The following is an 18697-nucleotide window of genomic DNA, read 5'->3' on the forward strand; positions in this document are numbered from 1 at the left end:
ATCAGCCAATGACGAAGAGGGGTTGACCGTACTCGACGGGCTCACCATTTTCGACCAGGATTTCTTTGATGACGCCGGACTTGTCGGCCTCGATTTCATTGAGCAGCTTCATGGCTTCAATGATGCACAGCGGATCGCCTTCCTTGACGGTGGAGCCCACTTCAATAAAGGGAGATGCGCCCGGGTTCGGCGAACGATAGAACGTGCCAACCATCGGCGCCTTCACGACGTGGCCGGAAATGACCGGAGCCGCTTCTGCGGCCGGTGCTGCGGCAGCGGCGGCTTGAGCCACCGGAGCGGCCGCGCCAGCTTCGGGCTGGTGGTAGGCCACGGGCTGCAAGGTCTGCGAGAACTTGACGATGCGTACCTTGCCTTCGCCTTCCGTGATTTCCAGCTCAGCGATACCCGATTCAGCCACCAGGTCGATCAGGGTTTTGAGTTTTCGAAGGTCCATAGAAGCTGCTTCCCGAGATAGTGTCGACGGCGTCCCAGCGTGGGGTCCGCGCCGTATAAGATGTAAAAGCGATGAGTTTTTGCGAGATCAGTGCCGCGCTGCGTAACGCAGAGCCGCCTCGTAGCCGTCCGCGCCCAGGCCGCTGATAAGGCCTACTGCCAAGTCGGACAGATAAGAGTGATGCCTGAAGGGCTCTCGCTTATACAGATTGGACAAATGTACTTCAATAAAAGGGATCGCGACCCCAGCCAGCGCATCGCGAATTGCGACGCTGGTGTGCGTATATGCCGCCGCGTTGATGATGATGAAGTCTGTGCCGTCTTGCCGGGCCGCCTGAATGCGGTCAACCAGCGCGCCTTCGTGATTGCCTTGCCACGCTGTCAGCGTTGCGCCCAATTCACCTGCAAGCAGCTCAAGACGCTCATTGATCTGGGGCAGCGTCAAACTGCCGTAGATATGAGGTTCCCGGGTGCCGAGCAGATTCAGATTCGGGCCATGCAATACCAGTATGTTTTGCGCCATGCGCTTGCCAGTGAGTGGTTTGCCATTTGTTGGCAAAACAGCCGATAAACCAGCTTTTTACGCCAATTCCTACTATTTGTCCAACAGACTTACGCCTTCAAACCCGATAAAGTTTGATCCAGATCGCCGGGCTGAATTTCACCCAGTATCTTCCGGTTAATTCCGCCATCTGCATTGAAAACAATAGTAAAAGGCAGCCCGCCACTGGGATTACCCAGCTTGCGCAGGGTGTCAATCGCACCGGCGCCTATGACCCACAAGGGGTAGGAAACCTGTACTTTCTCGACAAATTTTTGCATATTCGCAGCGGAATCGACGCCGATGCCGACAAATCGAATATTCGGATATTTTTTCTGCAAGGCGTCGAGTTCAGGCATTTCCTTCACGCACGGCGCGCACCAGGTTGCCCAGAAATTGACCACCATGGGCTGACCTTTCCAGCCAGCCAGCGAGTGCGTCGCTCCGTTCAGATCCGGCAATTGCAATTGCATCAGCGCGGCGACCGGATCTCCGGCATCGGCAGGCGCTGCGGGCGTTTGCGTCTTGCGGCCCAGCAAGGTGTAGCCGCCAGCAACCGTGGCAGCAACAGCCACGCCGGCGGATAGAAGTAGGCGTCGATTCATGGCGCGATCATAACCGCTGCCGCCGATTTGCGCCGCAACGAGTGGCCTCGGCCGTCAAGCCCGCTATATATACAATGCAGGACAGGAGAGTTTTCAATGCACCTGCATATTCTTGGCATCTGCGGTACGTTCATGGGTGGTCTGGCGCTGATCGCGCGGGCCGCCGGCCACAAAGTCACCGGTTGCGATGCGGGCGTTTATCCGCCCATGAGCACGCAATTATCCGAACAGGGTATCGAGCTGATCGAAGGCTTTGGCGCGGAACAGTTAGCGCTTAAACCTGACCTGTACGTGATCGGCAATGTGGTCAGCCGTGGCAATCCGTTGATGGAAGCCATTATGGAATCGGGCGCGCGCTATGTATCCGGTCCGCAATGGCTGGGCGACAACATTCTGCCGGGCGCGCATGTGCTGGCGGTGGCGGGCACGCACGGCAAGACCACTACCAGCTCGATGCTGGCCTGGGTGCTTGAGGCTGCGGGCATGGCGCCCAACTTTCTGATCGGCGGCGTAGCCCAAGACTTGCATGTCTCTGCCCGATACGACCCGGCGCGCCGCCCCTTTGTGATCGAAGCGGATGAGTACGACACGGCGTTCTTCGACAAACGCTCCAAGTTTGTCCACTACCGCCCGCGCACCGCCATTCTGAACAACCTGGAATACGATCACGCCGACATCTTTGCCGATCTGGCCGCCATCGAAACGCAATTCCACCACCTGGTACGCACCATCCCGGGTTCCGGCCGCATCGTGCGGCCGGCGCGCTCAGACGCACTGGATCGGGTGATTGCGCGCGGATGCTGGTCGGAAACCGTCACGTTCGGTCCCGATGGCGCCTGGCAGGCCACGGCCCCGGATGCGGACGGAGCGTTCAGCGTGCTGCGCAATGGCGTCACCGCCGGCACCGTCCGCTGGAACTTGAGCGGCGAACACAACCGCATGAACGCGCTGGCGGCGCTGGCCGCGGCCGAGCATGTGGGCGTGCCCGTCGCGCAAGGCATCGATGCGCTGACGCGTTTCGGCGGCGTCAAACGCCGCATGGAACTGCGCGGCACCGTCAACGGCGTGAAGGTCTACGACGACTTTGCCCATCACCCCACTGCTATCGCCACCACGCTGGAAGGCCTGCGCCGGCAGGTTGGCAGCGCGCGCATCCTGGCGGTGCTGGAACCGCGCTCAAACACGATGAAGCTGGGCACCATGGCTGCCCGCCTGCCCGAAGCGCTGGCTGACGCCGATCTGGTGTTCTGCTTCGGCGCTCACAGCGGCAAGCACGCGCTGGGCTGGAACCCGGCAGAAGTATTGGCGCCCTTGGGCGGCCGGGCTTCCAGTTACGATGATATCGGCGCATTGGTTGCCGCCGTGGCGGGCGCCGCCCGTCCGGGCGATCAGGTGCTGGTCATGAGCAACGGCGGGTTTGGCGGCGTGCACGGCAAATTGCTCGACGCCTTGGCGGCGCGCGCCTGATTCCGAACACGACGCACACGAAAGGAACGAAATGATTCTCTATCTTCACGGTTTTCGTTCCTCGCCCGCATCAATGAAGGCGCGCATGATGGCCGACGCCATGGCAGAACGGGGGTTGTCGGCCGACTGGGCCTGCCCGCAACTGCCCGCCAGCCCCCGGGCGGCGATTGAACTGGCCATGGACATTGCCCGCGGCCAATTGGCCGCCGCGCAATCCCCCCGCGAGCTGACCGTGATCGGCTCGTCGCTAGGCGGCTTCTACGCCACCTGGCTCGCCGAACAACTGGGCTGCAAGGCCGTCTTGCTGAACCCGGCTGTCGAGGCCGCCCGGGACCTCGCCACCCAGGTTGGCGAGCACCACCTGTATCATTCCGACGCGCCGTTTGTCTTTCTGCCTGAATATGTAGACGAACTGACGGCTATCCACGCTCCCCGCATCACGCAGCCCGACCGGTATTTCCTGTTGGCGGCGACAGGCGATGAGGTGCTGGATTGGCGTGAAATGCGCGATCGCTACGCGGGTTGCCGACAGCGTATCGTGGAAGGCAGCGACCACGGTTTATCCGATTTTGACCAATGGATGCCCGAAGTGCTTGAATTCGCCCTTGGCGGCAAGCCGGTACTCCCTCAATAATCAGTACCAAACCTCAACACTCTATATAGCTGCGCAAGGCGGCGCCTAAGCGCCGCCCAGGACGATCCCCACCATGTATGTGTTTTACGAAGACGACGGCAGCTTCAAGGCCGGCAATATCCTGTCCGAGACCGACGCCAGCCTTCAGGTGGAATCGGAGTCGGGCAAGCGCAGCAAAATCAAGCGCGCCAACACGCTGTTCAATTTCGCGGCGCCCGAACCCGCTGCGCTGATGAGTCAGGCGGCAGCCGCTGCCGACGCGCTGGACCTGCAATTTTTGTGGGAATGCGCGCCGCAAGAAGATTTCGATACGCCAGCCCTGGCTGCCGACTACTTCGGCCATGCCCCCACGCCCGTGGAACAAGCTGCGTTGCTGATGCGCCTGCACAGCGCGCCGGCCTACTTCCACCGCCGTGGCAAAGGCCGCTACCGCCCTGCCCCGCCCGACATTCTGGCCGCCGCACTGGGCGCGCTGGAAAAAAAGCAGCGCCAGGCCGAGCAGCAGCAAGAATGGGTGGACGAGATGGCCGCAGGCCGCTTGCCCGAACCTATTGCCCAGGTCGCCGAATCCCTGGTGATTCGCCCGGACAAGAACTCGCAACAATGGAAAGCGCTGGACGCTGCCTGCGCAAAGCTGGGCAAGAGTCCGGACCGTCTGCTGCTTGAGCTGGGCGCCTGGCCGCACGCGCTCGCGCTGCACAAGCGCCGCTTCCTGGCGGTGAATTTCCCGCGCGGGCTGGAATTCCCGGAGCTGGAACTTCCGCCGATCGACCGCGAACTGCCGCTGTCGGACGCTGAAATCTATTCCGTGGACGACGTCACCACCACCGAAATCGACGACGCGCTGTCTGTCACCACGCTGCCCGATGGCCGCCTGCGTGTCGGCGTGCACGTAGCTGCCCCCGGCCTGACCGTGACGCGCGACAGTGAGTTCGACAAGCTGGCCCGCGCCCGCCTGTCCACCGTCTACATGCCGGGCGACAAGATTCCGATGCAGCCGGACAACGTCATCAAGGCGTTCTCGCTGGATGCCGGCCGTGAGGTCCCGGTGTTGTCGCTGTATGTGGTGGCCGACCCCGAAACGGGTGAAGTCATCGAATCCGAAACGCGTTTGGAACGTGTTGTGGTGCGCGAAAACCTGCGTCACAACATGCTGGACGCCCAGGTCACGGAAGCCAGTCTGGCCGATCCGTCGGCCGAGCTGCCCTATGGCCATTGGCTGCGTCCGCTGTGGAAGCTGGCGCAAGCCCTGTCCGCGCAGCGTGAGAACGTGCGTGGCAAGCCCGAGAACAATTCGCGGGTGGAATACAGCTTCTACCTGGACGGCAACCCGGACGACCCCGACACCCCCGTGCGGCTGGTGCCGCGCCAGCGCAATGCGCCGCTGGACCGGATGGTGGCCGAGTACATGATTCTGGCGAACAACCTGTGGGGCGGTCTGCTGAACCAGCACGGCGTGCCCGGCATTTATCGTTCGCAGCAGGCTGGCCGTGTGCGCATGAGCACGCAAGCCCTGCCGCACGAAGCCATCGGCGTGCCGCAATACGCCTGGAGCACGTCGCCGCTGCGCCGCTATGTTGATCTGGTCAACCAGTGGCAGCTGATTGCCGCCGTGGAGCACGGCGTATCAGCGCGTCTGGTGGCGCCGTTCAAACCGCGTGATCCGGATCTGTTCGCGATCATCGGCGCGTTCGATGCGCAGTACGCCGCCTGGGCGGAGTTCCAGAGTGCGATGGAGCGCTACTGGTGCCTGCGCTGGTTGAAGCAGCACAACATCACCCGGACGGTGGCCCACGTCTTGCGCGACGATCTGGTGCGGCTCGCGAATGCGCCGCTGGTGACTCGGGTTGGCGGGATGCCGGAGTTGGAGCGGGGGACGGCTGTGGAGATTGATATTTTGGGGATGGATGAGTTGGGGTTGGAGTTGGATTGCCGGTATGGGGGGGAGGTTGCTGCTGCTGTGGGTGGGCAGGAGTAGCGTCTTTTTTCGTCGGCGGGGCGTCTTCGTAGGCGGGGCTTCGTAGGCGGGGCTTCGTAGGCGGGGCTTCGTAGGCGGGGCTTCGTAGGCCGCCCCTCGCCGCAGGCGCCGTGACTGCTCGCGCCCGCGATTGCGGTCCGGAGCCTTCGCTCCGGACTGCCCCTTCGTCATCTTCGTCCAGGCCTGCGGCCTTCCCTTCAGATTCCCTCGGGCGCATCGAGGTTGCTCGCAGCCACGTCGCCCGCGTCAAGGGGCTCTCGCTGTCTTAAGCCGTTGCGCTGCTAGGTTCGCGTTTACTGACGAGTTTTGCGTTGCCCGCCTCTGCGGCCGCCCGGGCGGCGCGCTATCGGCCTACGCGTTGGGGTGCGTCGGGGCGGTGGGCGCTTCGCGCTTGCGCGGAGCGGTTTGCGATTGTCCTGCCGGTACGGTGGTGGTGAAAAGCGATGGGTGGCGCGCGTTGGGATGGTGTTTGCGCATGCTGATCTGATCGCGCGCCGCCCATCGGTTCTGATGGCGATCATCTTGCATCTTAGATTTTGATTGTCCTTGATGGGGCTGTGGATTTGCGCGGCTTTCTCTTGTGCAATCTGCATTGCCGTCGCGGGCAATTGCCCGCTGCGTGCATAGTGCCCTTACACTCCCGGAAAAAACCAACAACATCCGGAGGAACAAGATGCGCATTTTGCTGGTCGAGGACAATCTCGATCTGGGCGATGCCGTGGAAAGCAAGTTGCGGCTGGCTGGACACAGTGTGCAGTGGGTGCATGACGGGCTGGCGGCGTTGCGGTGGGGGCTGGACGAGACCTGGGACGCGCTGGTGCTGGATATCAATTTGCCTGGCAAGGATGGGTTTTCGGTCATACGTGAATTGCGTGCCGCCGGGCTGGAAGCGCCTGTGCTGGTGATGACTGCACGCGCTGAAATCGAAGACAAGATCGATATGCTGGATCTGGGCGCGGATGACTATCTGGTCAAGCCGTTTGATTTGCGTGAACTGGAAGCGCGGTTGCGGGCGCTGATGCGCCGACCCGCCGGGCAGACCAGCAGCACCACGACTTATGGCAATCTCAGCCTGGATCTGGCGGGGCGCAGCGTCATGTTGTCGGGCGCGCCTTTGGAGCTGGGGCGGCGGGAGTTTCGGTTGCTTGAGATTCTGTTGGGCCGGATCGGGCAGACGGTTGCCAAGGAACGGCTGATGAATCAGCTGTTTGATCTGGACGATGGCTCGCTGAACGCGCTGGAGCTTTTGATATCGCGATTGCGCAAGAAGCTGGCAGGCGCGTCGATTGATATCGTTACCGTGCGCGGCGTTGGTTATCAGGCCCGCAGCCATGAGCATCCCTGAAAGCGCCTCGATCCGCCGCCGCGTCTTCACGTTGGGCGTGGTGTTGCTGGCGTGCGCGCTGATCGGCCTGGTGTTTTTTTTGCGCGGTTATGCGCAACGCGCGGCCGAGCAGGCATTTGACCGGCTGCTGGCGGCGTCGGCGCTGACGATCGCAGGGTCCGTGCAGATCGAAGATGACGGCGTGACCGTCGAGCCGCCCGTTTCGTCGCTGGCGATGCTGTCGGGCAGTGAGCGTGTGTTTTATGAGGCGCGCGCGTCCAATGGGCGGCTGATCACTGGTTACGCCGATCTGGCTCCCAACCTGCCGCTGGCGCAGGCAGCGACGCCGGTGTTCGCGTATGTGACCTATCACGACGAAGCGGTGCGCGTAGCGACTGTGGGGCGGCTTGTGTCCGCCAGCCAGCATGCGGGCTGGGTGACGGTGCGCGTGGCTGAAACGCTGGGCTCGCGTGAAGAACTGGCCAACGAAATTTTGGGGCGTGGCGTTCTGCCCTTGTTGATTGTGTCGCTGGTCGCCTTGGGTCTGCTGTGGTTCGGTGTGCAGCGTGCATTTGCGCCATTGGCCGTGCTGGAGCGCGACCTGCGCACTCGCGCGCCCGAAGACCTGACGCCGCTGACCACGCCCGTGCCGCGGGAGGTGCACAGTCTGGTGCAGGCGTTGAACGCCTTCATGCAGCGCCTTTCCATCATCATGGATACCTTGAACACGCTGGTGGCCGACGCCACGCACCAGGTCCGCACACCGCTTGCCTCTTTGCGCGCGCAGGCCGAGGTGGCGCTTGAGGAAACCGATCCGGCGCGCCTGCGCGAACGCATCGGCCGCATACATCTGAATGCCACGCATGCCAGCCAGTTGATCAATCAGTTGCTGATGGACGCCACCATTACGCACCGCCTGGGCAAAGGGCCGCGGGAGCCGGTGGGGGTGGCGGAGACCATCAACGAAACGCGGCGCCGCATCGGCCCCGTGGAAGCTGGTCGGCTACGCATCGAGATCGCTCCGGAAGTCCGCCGCGCGCGTATTGCCGGTGACCGCGTGGCATTGCGTGAAATGCTGCGCAATCTGGTGGATAACGCGCTGCGCTACGCGCCGGATGGCACCGTGGATATACAAGCGACGCCGGTCGCGGGGTTTCGCGTGGCGCTGACAGTGTCTGATCGCGGGCCGGGGATTTCTGACGATGAGAAAGAAGCCGTGCAGCAGCGCTTTACCCGAGGGCGGGCCGGTCAATCTCAGTCCGGGTCTGGCTTGGGGCTGGCTATCGTGCGATCTGTAGCAATGGCCCATGGCGGGTCGTTGTGGCTGCACGACCGGCCGGGCGGCGGGCTGTCCGCACGCGTCATTCTGCCTCTGGCCCCGCAGCAAGCGGCTCGCCATCTTTCGGTGTGGCTGGGCGCGGCTTGCACGGCGCTGATGTTGTGGGCGGCGCCGCCCAATACCGCGCAGGCGGCGGATCTTGAAGAGATCGTCACGCACTACCCCGCGCCGCAGCCCACATCGCGCACGCTGGTTATCGCGGGGCCCACCGATACGCCTGTCGTCGCGCCGCTGATCCAGGGCTTTCAGTCATTGCGGCCGGATGTCTCTGTAACCTACCGCGAGATCGGCAGCCGGGAGCTGTACGAAGCCACGATCGACGGGCGGCTGGCCAATGTGGACGTGCTGATGAGCTCGGCCTCGGATCTGCAAATCCGGCTGGCCAATGACGGCTACGCGCTGAGTTATGCGTCGCCTTACGCTCCCAAGCTGCCATCGTGGGCGGTATGGCGTAACGAGGTTTACGGCTTTACGTTCGAACCGGCGGTGATCGTCTACAACCCCAAGCGTTTTACGGAAGCCACTGTGCCCAGATCGCGTCAAGATCTGCTGCGCCTGCTGGAACGCGAACAGGCCAGTCTGCACGGCCGGGTCGGCACCTACGACATCGCAGCGAGCAGTGTCGGTTATCTGCTGGCAGAGCAAGACGAGTTGGTGTCCTCGAATTTCTGGGGGCTGGCCAACGCGATGGGGCAAGTGGGCGTGCGTCTGTCGCCAACCACCGCTCAGATCCTGGACGCCATTGAGAACGACGAGATGGACCTGGGCTACAACATCCTGGGGTCTTATGCGCTGTCGCGCCAAGCTGCCGGCAGCAAAATCGGCGTGGTCTTTCCGCAGGACTATGTCCTGGTGCTGGCGCGTTCCGTGCTGATTTCACGGCGTGCGCCCAGCCCCGATCTGGCGCGGGCGCTGGTGGACTGGCTTTTGTCGCCTGCGGGCCAGCAAGTAGCATCCAGCCATGCGGCGCTGGGTTCCATCATGGAAGACACGCCAGGGCGCTGGACGTCCGAAGCCGTGCTGGCGCGCTCGCGCGGCATCGTGCAGCCGGTGGTGCTGAGCCCTGCTTTGCTGGTCGGGTTGGATCAACGGCGTCATTCGCGCTTTGTACAAAACTGGGTCCGGCTGGTGACGGATACGCCCAAGCGGCCGTAGTGCATTGCGGGCGGCAGCGCTGCTGCTGCGCCGCATCAAACCGCCGTGGTTTGCCACGGCCTGCCCGCACGGCGATCACATACGCCCGGGATTACCCCTAGCTGACTAAGGTCTCCATGACAGGACGACGACAGACGCTGCCTCCTAAGATGGGCGCACGCTGGACCCAGATCCTGCTCACACAAATTCCAATCGGAGACAACACCCATGCTTGCCAAGTCCCAACTGGCGGCCGCTTGCGCCGCTGCATTCGCCATCGCCACCGGTAGCGCCTTTGCTCAAGCCGTGCCCACGGGTTACCCGGCTGATTATCAGAAGATCCTGGACGGCGCCAAGAAAGAAGGCAAGGTCGTGATCTATTCGACCACCGACACCAAGGCCGCCGGCCCCATCATCAAGGGCTTCGAAGCGTTGTACCCGGGCATCAAGGTCGAATACAACGACATGAACAGCACCGAGCTGTACAACCGCTACATCAGCGAACAGGCGGCGGGCGGCAGCAGCGGCGACATCGTCTGGAGCTCGTCGATGGATTCGGCGCTGAAGCTGGCCACCGACTACGCGATGCAGTACAAGTCGCCCGAAGCCGGCAAGCTGCCGGCCTGGGCCGTGTGGAAGGATTCGGCCTACGGCACCACGTATGAGCCCGCCGTATTCATCTACAACAAGCGCCTGATTCCCGCCGCTGAAGTGCCCACCACGCACGGCGCGCTGGCCAAGCTGATCGCCAGCCAACCGGACAAGTTCAAGAACAAGGTCACGACCTACGACATCGAAAAGTCGGCCGTGGGCTTCATGCTGGCGGTGCAGGACAAGGCGAACGATCCCAAGTACTTCGATACGCTCAAGGACATCGCCAAAGGCGGCCTGATCGTGCAGTCGTCCACGGGCACCATGATGGAACGCGTGTCGTCTGGCGAAAACCTGATCGGCTACAACATCCTGGGTTCGTACGCTGAAACGCGCGCCAAGACCGACCCGTCGCTGGGCGTGGCGTACCCGACCGACTACGCGCTGGTTCTGTCCCGCGTGGCGTTCATCAGCAAGAAGGCCAAGAACAAGAACGCCGCCAAGCTGTGGATGGACTACCTGCTCTCGCAGAAGGGCCAGACCATCATGGCGAATCAGGCTGACCTGGCATCGGTGCGCGACGACATCGAAGGCGACAACGATGTGGACGGCATGACCAAGAAGCTGGGCGCCTCGCTCAAGCCGATTCCGGTCAACGAAACGCTGCTGGACTACCTGGAGCAAAACAAGCGCTTGCAGTTCATCAAGGACTGGCGCGCTGCGGCAGGCAAGTAATGCCGCGCAGGTGCAGAGCAATGGGTTTGCTCTGCACCTGGCACACGCGTTGCGGGCGGCCATCGCCGCCCGTCGACCGCCCCCGGGGCGGATACGTCCTACCCGGCGGCGCGACCGTCGCGTCATTTGAGACAACAGGATTTCCCCATGCAGTCATTGCGCAGAAAATGGCAGTCCCTGCCGCGCGGCGTGGTGGTGTTGATCACGGCACTGGCCATCTATGTGCCGCTGTCGTTCATCATCATTCAGAGCTTTCTCTCGGCGCCCTTCTTTTCCCCGTCCAAGGTCTTCAGCCTGGATGCATTCCGCTTCATTTTTGCGGACCCCGATTTTTATAAGGCGCTGAAAAGCGGCTTCATTCTTGCCTTTGGCCTGGCCATCATTGCCATTCCATTAGGCGGCATGCTGGCATTCCTGATGATCCGCACGGACCTGCCCGGCCGCCGCTGGATCGAGCCGATGATCCTGGTGCCGGTGTTCGTGTCGCCTATGGTGCTGGGCTTTGGCTACGTGGTGGCTGCCGGTCCCGTCGGCTTTTTTTCGATCTGGGCGCAGAACATCCTGGGTTTTGTGCCCTGGAACGTTTATTCGCTGACCAGCATCGTCATCATCGCCGGCCTGACGCACGTGCCGCACGCCTATCTGTACATCTCGTCGGCGCTGCGCAGCATGGGTTCGGACGTTGAAGAAGCCGCCCGCGTCACCGGCGCGTCGCCGTTGCGCGTGATGGTGTCGGTCAGCCTGCCGATGGTTCGTCCGGCCATGCTGTACGCCACCGTGCTGCTGTTCTTCCTGGGACTGGAAGTGTTCGGTCTGGTGCTGGTGCTGGGTGATCCGGAAGGCAACCTCGTGCTGGCGACTTACTTGTACAAGTTGACCAACAAGCTGGGTATCCCGTCGTATCACCTGATGGCCGCGGTTGCGGTGGTGTTGATCTGCATGACGATTCCGCTGGTCATGCTGCAGCGCCGCCTGATGCGCACCGCCAACCGCTTTGTGACCGTGAAGGGCAAGGCATCGCGCGCCCGTCCGCTGCCGCTGGGCAAGTGGCGCTGGGTGGCGGGCGCCGTGGTGGCGTTCTGGCTGCTGGTCACCATCGTCGTGCCGCTGCTGGGTGTGTTGCTGCGCGCGTTCGTGTCCAACTGGGGCATGGGCGTGTCGCTCTTCGACGTGTTGTCGCTAGATGCCTTCCGCACCGTGTTCGCTCAACCGAACCTGATGCGCGCCATTGTGAACTCGGTGGCGATCGGCGTGTTTGGCGGTGCGCTGGCGGTGATGTGCTACATGTTCGTGGGCTTGGCCATGCACCGCAAGCCGGACAACGTCACGCGCTTCATGGACTACAGCGTGCTGGTTCCCCGCGCCGTGCCGGGCCTGCTGGCAGGCTTGGCATTCTTGTGGGTGTTCCTGTTCGTGCCGATGTGGCTGGACAACTCACTGGAAGATGGCTGGCTGTCTGCACTGCCTTTTGCCGAATGGCTGCGGGAAAACTTCATTGAATGGCTGCGCGCCATGCGCAGCACCATCTTCAGCGTGTGGCTGGCCTACACGGTTGTGTGGATGGCCTATGGCCTGCGCCTGATCTCGTCGACGTTGCTGCAAGTGGGGCCGGAACTGGAAGAGGCTGCCCGCAGCGCTGGCGCGCGCCGCGGTCAGGTCACCCGCCACGTCACCGTGCCGCTGGCCAAGTACGGCCTGATTGGTTCGTGGCTGCTGATGTTCCTGATTTTCGAGCGCGAATACTCCACCGGCGTCTACTTGTTGTCGCCCGGCACGGAAACCATCGGTTCCATGCTGGTGTCGTTGTGGGCCTCGGGCGCCATCGACATCGTGGCTGCGCTTTCCTTCATCAATATCGTTCTGGTCGTGATCGGCCTGGGCATCGCCCTGCGATTCGGAGTCAAACTTCATGATTGAGCTTTCTGTAGAAGACCTGCACCTGGACTACGGCGACAACCCGGTGCTCAAGGGCGTGTCGATGCAACTGCGCCAGGGCGAAGTGGTATCGCTGCTGGGCCCGTCAGGCAGTGGCAAGACGACATTGCTGCGTGCCGTGGCTGGCCTGGAAGGCCCCAAGCGCGGCCGCATCACGATTGGCGAGCGTATTGTTTACGATGGCGGCGCCAGAAAAGAGATTCCGGCCGAAGAGCGCAATCTGGGCCTGGTGTTCCAGTCATATGCGCTGTGGCCGCACAAGACCGTTTACGAAAACGTGGCCTACCCGCTCAAGCTGCGCAAGGTGCCGTCCGCCGAAGTGCGTGAGCGCGTGCAGGCCGTGCTGGACCAATTGGGCCTGGGCAAACTGGGCCATCGCCATCCGCACGCGTTGTCCGGCGGCCAGCAGCAGCGCGTGGCCATCGGCCGGGCGCTGGTGTATAGCCCGCCTGTCATCTTGCTGGACGAACCCCTGTCCAACCTGGACGCCAAGCTGCGCGAAGAGGCCCGCGCCTTTTTGCGCGAACTGATCATCCGCCTGGGGCTGTCGGCCCTGATGGTGACCCATGATCAGAGCGAAGCCATGGCGATTTCCGATCGCATCCTGCTGCTGAACAACGGCAAGATCGAACAACAGGGTACGCCGCAGGAAATGTACGGATCGCCGTCCACGCTGTTCACGGCGGAATTCATGGGCAGCAACAACCGCCTGGACGGCAAGGTGACTGAAGTCCGTGACGGCAAGGCCCGCATCGAAGGCCGCGGCTGGGCGCTATGGGGCAAGGCCGGCGAAGGCGTGACCCAGGGCCAGGACGCCACCGCCGTGATCCGTGTCGAACAGGTGCGCCTTGCGGACGACCCCGACGGCAACCATCTGGACATGCCGCTTCTGACCAGCATGTATCTGGGCGACCGCTGGGAATACCTGTTCCGCACCCCGGACGCGGACCCCGCCAATACGCTGGCTCTGCGCGCCTATGGCCCGGAAGGCCGTGAAGCCGGACCGTGCCGCCTGGCATTGCCGGCCAGCAAAGTCTGGGTCTTCCCGCGCAAACCGGCCTGACCCTGCGCCGGGGCCAGCCCCGGCGCGGTGACCACCAGCCATGATCCCGCCCTTGCCCCAGCAAGCCGTCCAATAGCTGTTACAAGCCGTTGGAAGGCATGCCCGGGCGGCGTGGACTCGTCTTACAATGCGACGGTGCAAAGCCTTGCAGAATCTCCCTCGACGCTGAGCCGTTACCTGCGGTGGCTGGGCGCTCCCGCCCAGCACTACCTGCGCATCGGCATCGCAATATCGCTGCTGCTTCACGCCGGCGCCCTGGCGTGGCGTTTTGGCGCGCCTGCGTTGATGCGTCCGCCCGTGACCAGCCTTGAAGTGGTGCTGCTGAATGCGCGCAGCGAGACCCCGCCAGAAGCGCCCCGCGCGCAGGCCCAGAATCAAATGACAGGCGGCGGCAACGCCGAGCGCGGCATGACCACCACGCCGCTGCCGCAAACGGGCGCAGCCGCCGAGACCATCGTGCTGGAAGCCATGCGGCGCCGTCAGGTGCAGCTAGAAGCCGAACAGACCCGCTTGATGACCCAGTTGCGCTCGGCCGACAAAGCCGGTGCCGAGCGCCAGGCCGTCAACCCCTGGCCGGATGGCGTCGAACCCGGACAAGACGCTGAAGATCAGGCCAGCCTTATTCAGAATGCGCAGGTCGCCGCCCTGGCCGCCCGCGTGCAGCAGTACAGCGCCGAACCCCGCAAACAGTTCGTGGCGCCGTCCGCCGACGCTTCCCGCTATGCGGCTTATCTGGACGCCTGGCGCACCCGGATCGAGGCCGTCGGTACCCAGCACTATCCCGATGAAGCGCGCGGGCGCATCTATGGAACGCTGCGCATCACCGTGTCGGTACGCGCAGACGGCAGCATCGCCAATGTTGAAATCGATCAGCCCTCGCCGCACGCTGTGCTGAACCAGGCGGCCCGCCGCATCGTCCAGCTGTCCGCCCCCTTCCCCCCATTCCCTCCCGATATCGCCCGCGATACGGATGTGCTGGTCATTACCCGCACCTGGCATTTCGTCAACGACACCCTGGAAACACAAGCCCCATGACCGAGGCGTCCCCTCTTGCCCTTTACGCCGTCATCGGCAATCCCATTGCGCACAGCCGCTCGCCTCAGATCCACACCCTGTTTTCCCAACAAACCGGCAAACCGCTGCGCTACGAGCGTCTGCTGGCGCCGGTGGATGGCTTTGCCGGTGCGGTAGAGGCGTTTGTGGCCGAGGGCGGGCTGGGCCTGAATGTCACGGTGCCGTTCAAACTGGACGCCTATGCGCTGGCATCTGGCCGCCTGTCCAACCGGGCCCGGCTGGCGGGCGCGGTGAACACGCTGTCGTGGCGTGACGGTGCGTGGCATGGCTGCAATACCGATGGCGTGGGCCTGGTGTCTGATCTGCAACGCCTGGGCGTGCGCCTGGCCGATGCGTCCGTGCTGCTGGTGGGCGCGGGCGGTGCTGCCCGGGGCGTGCTGCAACCCCTGGCGGAAGCCGGCTGCTCGCGCATCCATATCGTCAACCGCACGGCAGCAAAGGCAATCGAGCTGGCTGCTGCGTGGCGCGACGGCGGCGTGTCGCCGCAGACCCAGGTTACGGCAGGTGGTCTGACAGACGCCGCCACGCCGGGCGGCTGGTCCCTGGTCATCAATGCCACGGCCAGCGGTCTGCAAGATGCCGCCCCAGATCTGCCCGCTGGCCTGTATGCAGCAGGCGCCGTGGCGTACGACATGATGTACGGCGCCCAACCCACCGCGTTCATGAAACAGGCCGAGGCCGATGGCGCCGCACTGACGGCGGACGGCCTGGGTATGCTGGTCGGCCAGGCAGCCGAAAGTTTCTTCATCTGGCATGGCGTGCGGCCCGACCCGGCGCCGGTGCTGGCAGCGCTGCGCGAGGCGCTTGTGGCCGGGACCTGACCCGCATGGCAACGCGCAAGGGCCGCTCCTGGTTCCGGATGATCACCGGCGGGTTGATGGCGCTGGTATGCCTGGTTTTGCTCTACCAGTTCTGGCTGTTCAGCCAAGTCGTCTGGTACAACTACCGCAATCCTGGCAGCAGCGCGATCATGCGCGAAGAACTGTCCCGCCTGAGTGAAGGCAACCCGGACTTCGCGCTGCAATACGAATGGGCGCCCTACGACAAAATCAACCGCAACCTCAAGCGCGCGGTGGTGGCGTCAGAAGACTCCAACTTTACCGAGCACGACGGCATAGAGTGGGACGCCATCCGCAAGGCCTGGGAATACAACCAGCGCCAGGAAGAAGCCGGGCGCTCCAAGATGCGCGGCGGCTCAACCATTACCCAGCAATTGGCGAAGAACCTGTTTTTGTCCAGTTCACGCAGCTACATCCGTAAGGGCCAGGAACTGGTTCTGACCTATATGATCGAACACGTGATGTCCAAGGAACGCATTCTTGAACTGTATTTGAATGTGGCCGAGTGGGGAGTGGGCGTCTTCGGCGCTCAAGCCGCAGCCCGCCATTATTTCAATACATCCGCTGCCAATCTGAACGCCAGCCAATCTGCCCGGCTGGCGGCCATGCTGCCCAACCCGCGCTTCTACGACAGCCACCGCAACTCCAACTATCTGAACTCCCGGGTAGGCGTCCTGACGCGCCGGATGCAGATGGTTGATATCCCCTGATCCCGAATCGAGACAAATCCGTCAGCCCGGCACACTCTAAGCGGCCGGATTTGTTAAGCTTTCACGTTTAGCGCCCCACATCCTTTTCATGCGTACCGCACGTCGCTACCTGGCCCGCGAGATCTATCGCTCTTGCGCAGTGGTCCTTATGGCCCTGCTGGGTCTTTTCACGTTCTTCGCGCTGGTGGACGACCTGGACAACGTGGGCGACAAGTTCTCCATGATGGCCCTGTTGTACATGCAGGCGTTGGCCATCCCCACCCGCTTGTATGACCTGCTGCCCATCGGCCTGTTGATCGGCGCCATTCTTGCGCTGGCTGGCCTGGCCCAACGTAACGAACTTGTCATCTTGCGTGTATCTGGCGTCAGCGGCATGCGATTGCTGCGGATGCTGTGGGTGGTCACGATTCCGCTGATGATCGGCGCAGCCCTGTTGTCTGAATACGTCACCCCGTGGGCCGAAATGAAGTCCGGCGAGGCCAACCTGATGTTCCGCGGCAAGGCAGGCGGGGACCGGCTCAAAAGCGGGTACTGGTTCAAGGAACCCACCGCCAACGGCGGCACCCGCATCATCAATATCACTGAACTCAAGGGCGATGGCCAGGTTGCCGGCGTGACCTTGTACGAGTTCAAGAAAGATCTGACGCTGACTGTTTTGTCCACGGCCCCCACCGGCCTGTTCGCCCACGGCGACCTGGTGCTTAAAGACGTTTCTGAAACCCGTCTGGACCCCGAAGCCTCCGAAGCCCTGGCCAATGCCCGTCAGCCCAAGAACCCGCCTGCCAGCGTGGTCAAGGTGCCGGAGCGCACAGTAGACACCACCCTCAGCGCCGAACGCCTGCTGGCCCGCATCCTGACGCCGGAACGCATGTCCATCGTCACGCTGCTGGATTATGTGGATTATTTGCGCAACAACCAGCTGCAATATGGCAGGCAGATTGTGGCGCTATGGCGCAAACTGGCGTATCCGTTCACGTTGCTGGTCATGATCACCATCGCCGCCCCCATCGGGCTGATGCAGACGCGCCGCGGTGGCGTGGGCGCCAAGGTATTCCTGGGTATTTTGCTGGGCGTGGGCTTCTTCATGCTGAATCAGTTGGCATTGAACGTGGGCATGCTGGGTAAATGGCCAGCCTGGCTGACCGCACTGGGACCGAACATCGGCGCCATGACACTGGCACTGGGCGCCATGACCTACATGGAATACCGTCACACCATTACCCGGATCGTCCAACAACGTTGGCCTTGGAGCAAAACCCCCGCATGAACGGCAGTATCTGGATGATCGGCGACGTGCAGGGATGCTGCTCGCCGCTGGATCGCTTGCTGACCCACCCCGATCTGGTCGGCGACCCCCAGTCGCGCTTCTGGTTCGCAGGAGACTTGGTTAATCGCGGCCCGCAATCGCTGGAGACCCTGCGTCGCATCATCGACCTGGGCGACCGTGCGACATCGGTACTGGGCAACCATGACCTGCACCTGCTGGCCGCCGCCGCCGGGGTACGCAAGCCGTCCAAATCAGACACGCTCGAAGACATTCTTCGCGCGCCGGACGCGGCCGACCTGATCAATTGGCTGCGTTTCCGCCCGCTGGCCCATTTCGAGCAAAACCATCTGATGGTGCATGCCGGCACGCTGGCCAAATGGGATGTCGCCAAAACGCTGGCCCTGGCTGGCGAAGTCCAGGACGCGCTGCGCGGCCCGAACTGGCAGAAAGCGCTGCAAAAAATGTATGGCAACGAACCCGCCACGTGGAAAGAAGACCACAAGGGCGGCAAACGCATGCGGGTGATCATCAATGCATTGACCCGCATTCGCCTGTGCACGCCAAACGGCCATATGGAGTTCGCCACCAAGGTGGCCCCAGGCGCCTGGCCCCCAGGCCTGGTCCCATGGTTCGACGTCCCCAATCGCGCAACGCGCGATGTCACGACGGTGTTCGGACATTGGTCAACGTTGGGGCTGCTGCAACGCCCGGATGTGATCTGCCTGGACACCGGGTGCGTGTGGGGGGGAGCGTTGACGGCGTTACGGTTGCAGGATCGGAAACTTGTGCAGGTTAAGTGCTCACAGTTTCAAGATCCGATGTCGGAGTGATGGGCTTCTTGGGTGCTTGGTCTTCGTAGGTGCCTTTGGGGGGCTTCGTAGGGTAGGCTGGGGGTCTTCGTAGGATAGGCTGGGGGTCTTCGTAGGCCGCCCCTCGCCGCGGGCGCCATGTCTGCTCGCGCCCACGATTGCGGTCCGGAGCCTTCGCTCCGGACGTCCCCTTCGTCCC

The 18697-nt window shown here is 62.9% G+C and carries 17 protein-coding genes; 13 read left to right on the plus strand and 4 right to left on the minus strand.

The window, feature by feature from the left end; translation table 11 throughout:
• Window position 1: 1 nt before the first annotated feature.
• From accB to RAS12_RS18965, 3 genes are all read right to left on the minus strand, one after another.
• The gene (accB, locus tag RAS12_RS18955) at window positions 2-454 is read right to left on the minus strand and encodes an acetyl-CoA carboxylase biotin carboxyl carrier protein (RefSeq protein WP_306938035.1); all 453 of its coding nucleotides are present in this window, start codon (window positions 452-454) and stop codon (window positions 2-4) included.
• Between the two features lie 87 nt (window positions 455-541).
• Window positions 542-976 carry a type II 3-dehydroquinate dehydratase gene (aroQ, locus tag RAS12_RS18960; RefSeq protein ID WP_306938036.1) on the minus strand — a complete coding sequence of 145 codons (435 nt, stop codon included), beginning with the start codon at window positions 974-976 and terminating at the stop codon, window positions 542-544.
• Window positions 977-1065: 89 nt separating this feature from the next.
• The gene (locus RAS12_RS18965; RefSeq protein WP_306938037.1) at window positions 1066-1599 is read right to left on the minus strand and encodes a TlpA family protein disulfide reductase; all 534 of its coding nucleotides are present in this window, start codon (window positions 1597-1599) and stop codon (window positions 1066-1068) included.
• A 96-nt stretch (window positions 1600-1695) separates the two neighbouring features.
• Here RAS12_RS18965 and mpl point away from each other — a divergent pair, with 96 nt between their 5' ends.
• The 3 genes from mpl to RAS12_RS18980 all read left to right on the plus strand — a co-directional run bounded on the left by mpl (window position 1696) and on the right by RAS12_RS18980 (window position 5678).
• Window positions 1696-3066, plus strand: coding sequence for a UDP-N-acetylmuramate:L-alanyl-gamma-D-glutamyl-meso-diaminopimelate ligase (gene mpl / locus RAS12_RS18970; protein WP_306938039.1), 1371 nt, complete (start codon window positions 1696-1698; stop codon window positions 3064-3066).
• Window positions 3067-3097: 31 nt separating this feature from the next.
• Window positions 3098-3700, plus strand: a complete 603-nt coding sequence (locus RAS12_RS18975) for a YqiA/YcfP family alpha/beta fold hydrolase (RefSeq protein WP_306938041.1) — start codon at window positions 3098-3100, stop codon at window positions 3698-3700.
• A gap of 73 nt (window positions 3701-3773) precedes the next feature.
• Window positions 3774-5678 carry a ribonuclease catalytic domain-containing protein gene (locus RAS12_RS18980; RefSeq protein ID WP_306938043.1) on the plus strand — a complete coding sequence of 635 codons (1905 nt, stop codon included), beginning with the start codon at window positions 3774-3776 and terminating at the stop codon, window positions 5676-5678.
• Between the two features lie 351 nt (window positions 5679-6029).
• Here RAS12_RS18980 and RAS12_RS18985 read toward each other — a convergent pair whose 3' ends face one another.
• Window positions 6030-6206 (minus strand): hypothetical protein, encoded by a 177-nt coding sequence (locus tag RAS12_RS18985; protein WP_306938045.1) that lies wholly within the window; start codon window positions 6204-6206, stop codon window positions 6030-6032.
• A 145-nt stretch (window positions 6207-6351) separates the two neighbouring features.
• On the opposite strand from RAS12_RS18985, the gene RAS12_RS18990 reads away from it, so the two are divergent.
• From RAS12_RS18990 to RAS12_RS19035, 10 genes are all read left to right on the plus strand, one after another.
• Window positions 6352-7023: a response regulator transcription factor gene (locus RAS12_RS18990; protein ID WP_306938047.1), complete on the plus strand. Its 672-nt coding sequence runs from the start codon at window positions 6352-6354 to the stop codon at window positions 7021-7023.
• A complete protein-coding gene (locus RAS12_RS18995) occupies window positions 7010-9496 on the plus strand; it encodes a sensor histidine kinase (protein WP_306938049.1) in 2487 nt (828 codons plus the stop codon). The genes RAS12_RS18990 and RAS12_RS18995 overlap by 14 nt, the downstream gene beginning before the upstream one ends.
• Window positions 9497-9703: 207 nt before the next feature.
• Window positions 9704-10801 (plus strand): ABC transporter substrate-binding protein, encoded by a 1098-nt coding sequence (locus tag RAS12_RS19000; RefSeq protein ID WP_306938052.1) that lies wholly within the window; start codon window positions 9704-9706, stop codon window positions 10799-10801.
• A gap of 147 nt (window positions 10802-10948) precedes the next feature.
• Window positions 10949-12718 (plus strand): ABC transporter permease, encoded by a 1770-nt coding sequence (locus RAS12_RS19005; protein WP_306938054.1) that lies wholly within the window; start codon window positions 10949-10951, stop codon window positions 12716-12718.
• Entirely contained in the window at window positions 12711-13799 is a 1089-nt protein-coding gene (locus RAS12_RS19010) for an ABC transporter ATP-binding protein (protein ID WP_306938056.1), read from the plus strand. Before RAS12_RS19005 ends, RAS12_RS19010 begins: the two co-directional genes overlap by 8 nt.
• 135 nt (window positions 13800-13934) lie before the next feature.
• Window positions 13935-14834 carry an energy transducer TonB gene (locus tag RAS12_RS19015; protein ID WP_306951516.1) on the plus strand — a complete coding sequence of 300 codons (900 nt, stop codon included), beginning with the start codon at window positions 13935-13937 and terminating at the stop codon, window positions 14832-14834.
• Entirely contained in the window at window positions 14831-15694 is an 864-nt protein-coding gene (gene aroE, locus RAS12_RS19020; protein WP_306938058.1) for a shikimate dehydrogenase, read from the plus strand. The genes RAS12_RS19015 and aroE overlap by 4 nt, the downstream gene beginning before the upstream one ends.
• Before the next feature lie 5 nt (window positions 15695-15699).
• Window positions 15700-16422 (plus strand): monofunctional biosynthetic peptidoglycan transglycosylase, encoded by a 723-nt coding sequence (gene mtgA, locus RAS12_RS19025; protein ID WP_306938059.1) that lies wholly within the window; start codon window positions 15700-15702, stop codon window positions 16420-16422.
• Window positions 16423-16510: 88 nt separating this feature from the next.
• Window positions 16511-17689: an LPS export ABC transporter permease LptG gene (gene lptG, locus RAS12_RS19030; protein ID WP_306938061.1), complete on the plus strand. Its 1179-nt coding sequence runs from the start codon at window positions 16511-16513 to the stop codon at window positions 17687-17689.
• Entirely contained in the window at window positions 17686-18519 is an 834-nt protein-coding gene (locus RAS12_RS19035; RefSeq protein WP_306938062.1) for a symmetrical bis(5'-nucleosyl)-tetraphosphatase, read from the plus strand. The genes lptG and RAS12_RS19035 overlap by 4 nt, the downstream gene beginning before the upstream one ends.
• Window positions 18520-18697 lie beyond the last annotated feature (178 nt).

The organism is Achromobacter seleniivolatilans, assembly GCF_030864005.1.
GTDB classification, from domain to species: Bacteria; Pseudomonadota; Gammaproteobacteria; order Burkholderiales; family Burkholderiaceae_B; genus Achromobacter; species Achromobacter seleniivolatilans.

Excerpts from the sequence above, each read along its gene's own strand:
- accB (WP_306938035.1), bottom strand. The coding sequence starts at position 454 with ATGGACCTTCGAAAACTCAAAACCCTGATCGACCTGGTGGCTGAATCG.
- aroQ (WP_306938036.1), bottom strand. The coding sequence starts at position 976 with ATGGCGCAAAACATACTGGTATTGCATGGCCCGAATCTGAATCTGCTC.
- RAS12_RS18965 (WP_306938037.1), bottom strand. The coding sequence starts at position 1,599 with ATGAATCGACGCCTACTTCTATCCGCCGGCGTGGCTGTTGCTGCCACG.
- mpl (WP_306938039.1), top strand. The coding sequence starts at position 1,696 with ATGCACCTGCATATTCTTGGCATCTGCGGTACGTTCATGGGTGGTCTG.
- RAS12_RS18975 (WP_306938041.1), top strand. The coding sequence starts at position 3,098 with ATGATTCTCTATCTTCACGGTTTTCGTTCCTCGCCCGCATCAATGAAG.
- RAS12_RS18980 (WP_306938043.1), top strand. The coding sequence starts at position 3,774 with ATGTATGTGTTTTACGAAGACGACGGCAGCTTCAAGGCCGGCAATATC.
- RAS12_RS18985 (WP_306938045.1), bottom strand. The coding sequence starts at position 6,206 with ATGCAAGATGATCGCCATCAGAACCGATGGGCGGCGCGCGATCAGATC.
- RAS12_RS18990 (WP_306938047.1), top strand. The coding sequence starts at position 6,352 with ATGCGCATTTTGCTGGTCGAGGACAATCTCGATCTGGGCGATGCCGTG.
- RAS12_RS18995 (WP_306938049.1), top strand. The coding sequence starts at position 7,010 with ATGAGCATCCCTGAAAGCGCCTCGATCCGCCGCCGCGTCTTCACGTTG.
- RAS12_RS19000 (WP_306938052.1), top strand. The coding sequence starts at position 9,704 with ATGCTTGCCAAGTCCCAACTGGCGGCCGCTTGCGCCGCTGCATTCGCC.
- RAS12_RS19005 (WP_306938054.1), top strand. The coding sequence starts at position 10,949 with ATGCAGTCATTGCGCAGAAAATGGCAGTCCCTGCCGCGCGGCGTGGTG.
- RAS12_RS19010 (WP_306938056.1), top strand. The coding sequence starts at position 12,711 with ATGATTGAGCTTTCTGTAGAAGACCTGCACCTGGACTACGGCGACAAC.
- aroE (WP_306938058.1), top strand. The coding sequence starts at position 14,831 with ATGACCGAGGCGTCCCCTCTTGCCCTTTACGCCGTCATCGGCAATCCC.
- mtgA (WP_306938059.1), top strand. The coding sequence starts at position 15,700 with ATGGCAACGCGCAAGGGCCGCTCCTGGTTCCGGATGATCACCGGCGGG.
- lptG (WP_306938061.1), top strand. The coding sequence starts at position 16,511 with ATGCGTACCGCACGTCGCTACCTGGCCCGCGAGATCTATCGCTCTTGC.
- RAS12_RS19035 (WP_306938062.1), top strand. The coding sequence starts at position 17,686 with ATGAACGGCAGTATCTGGATGATCGGCGACGTGCAGGGATGCTGCTCG.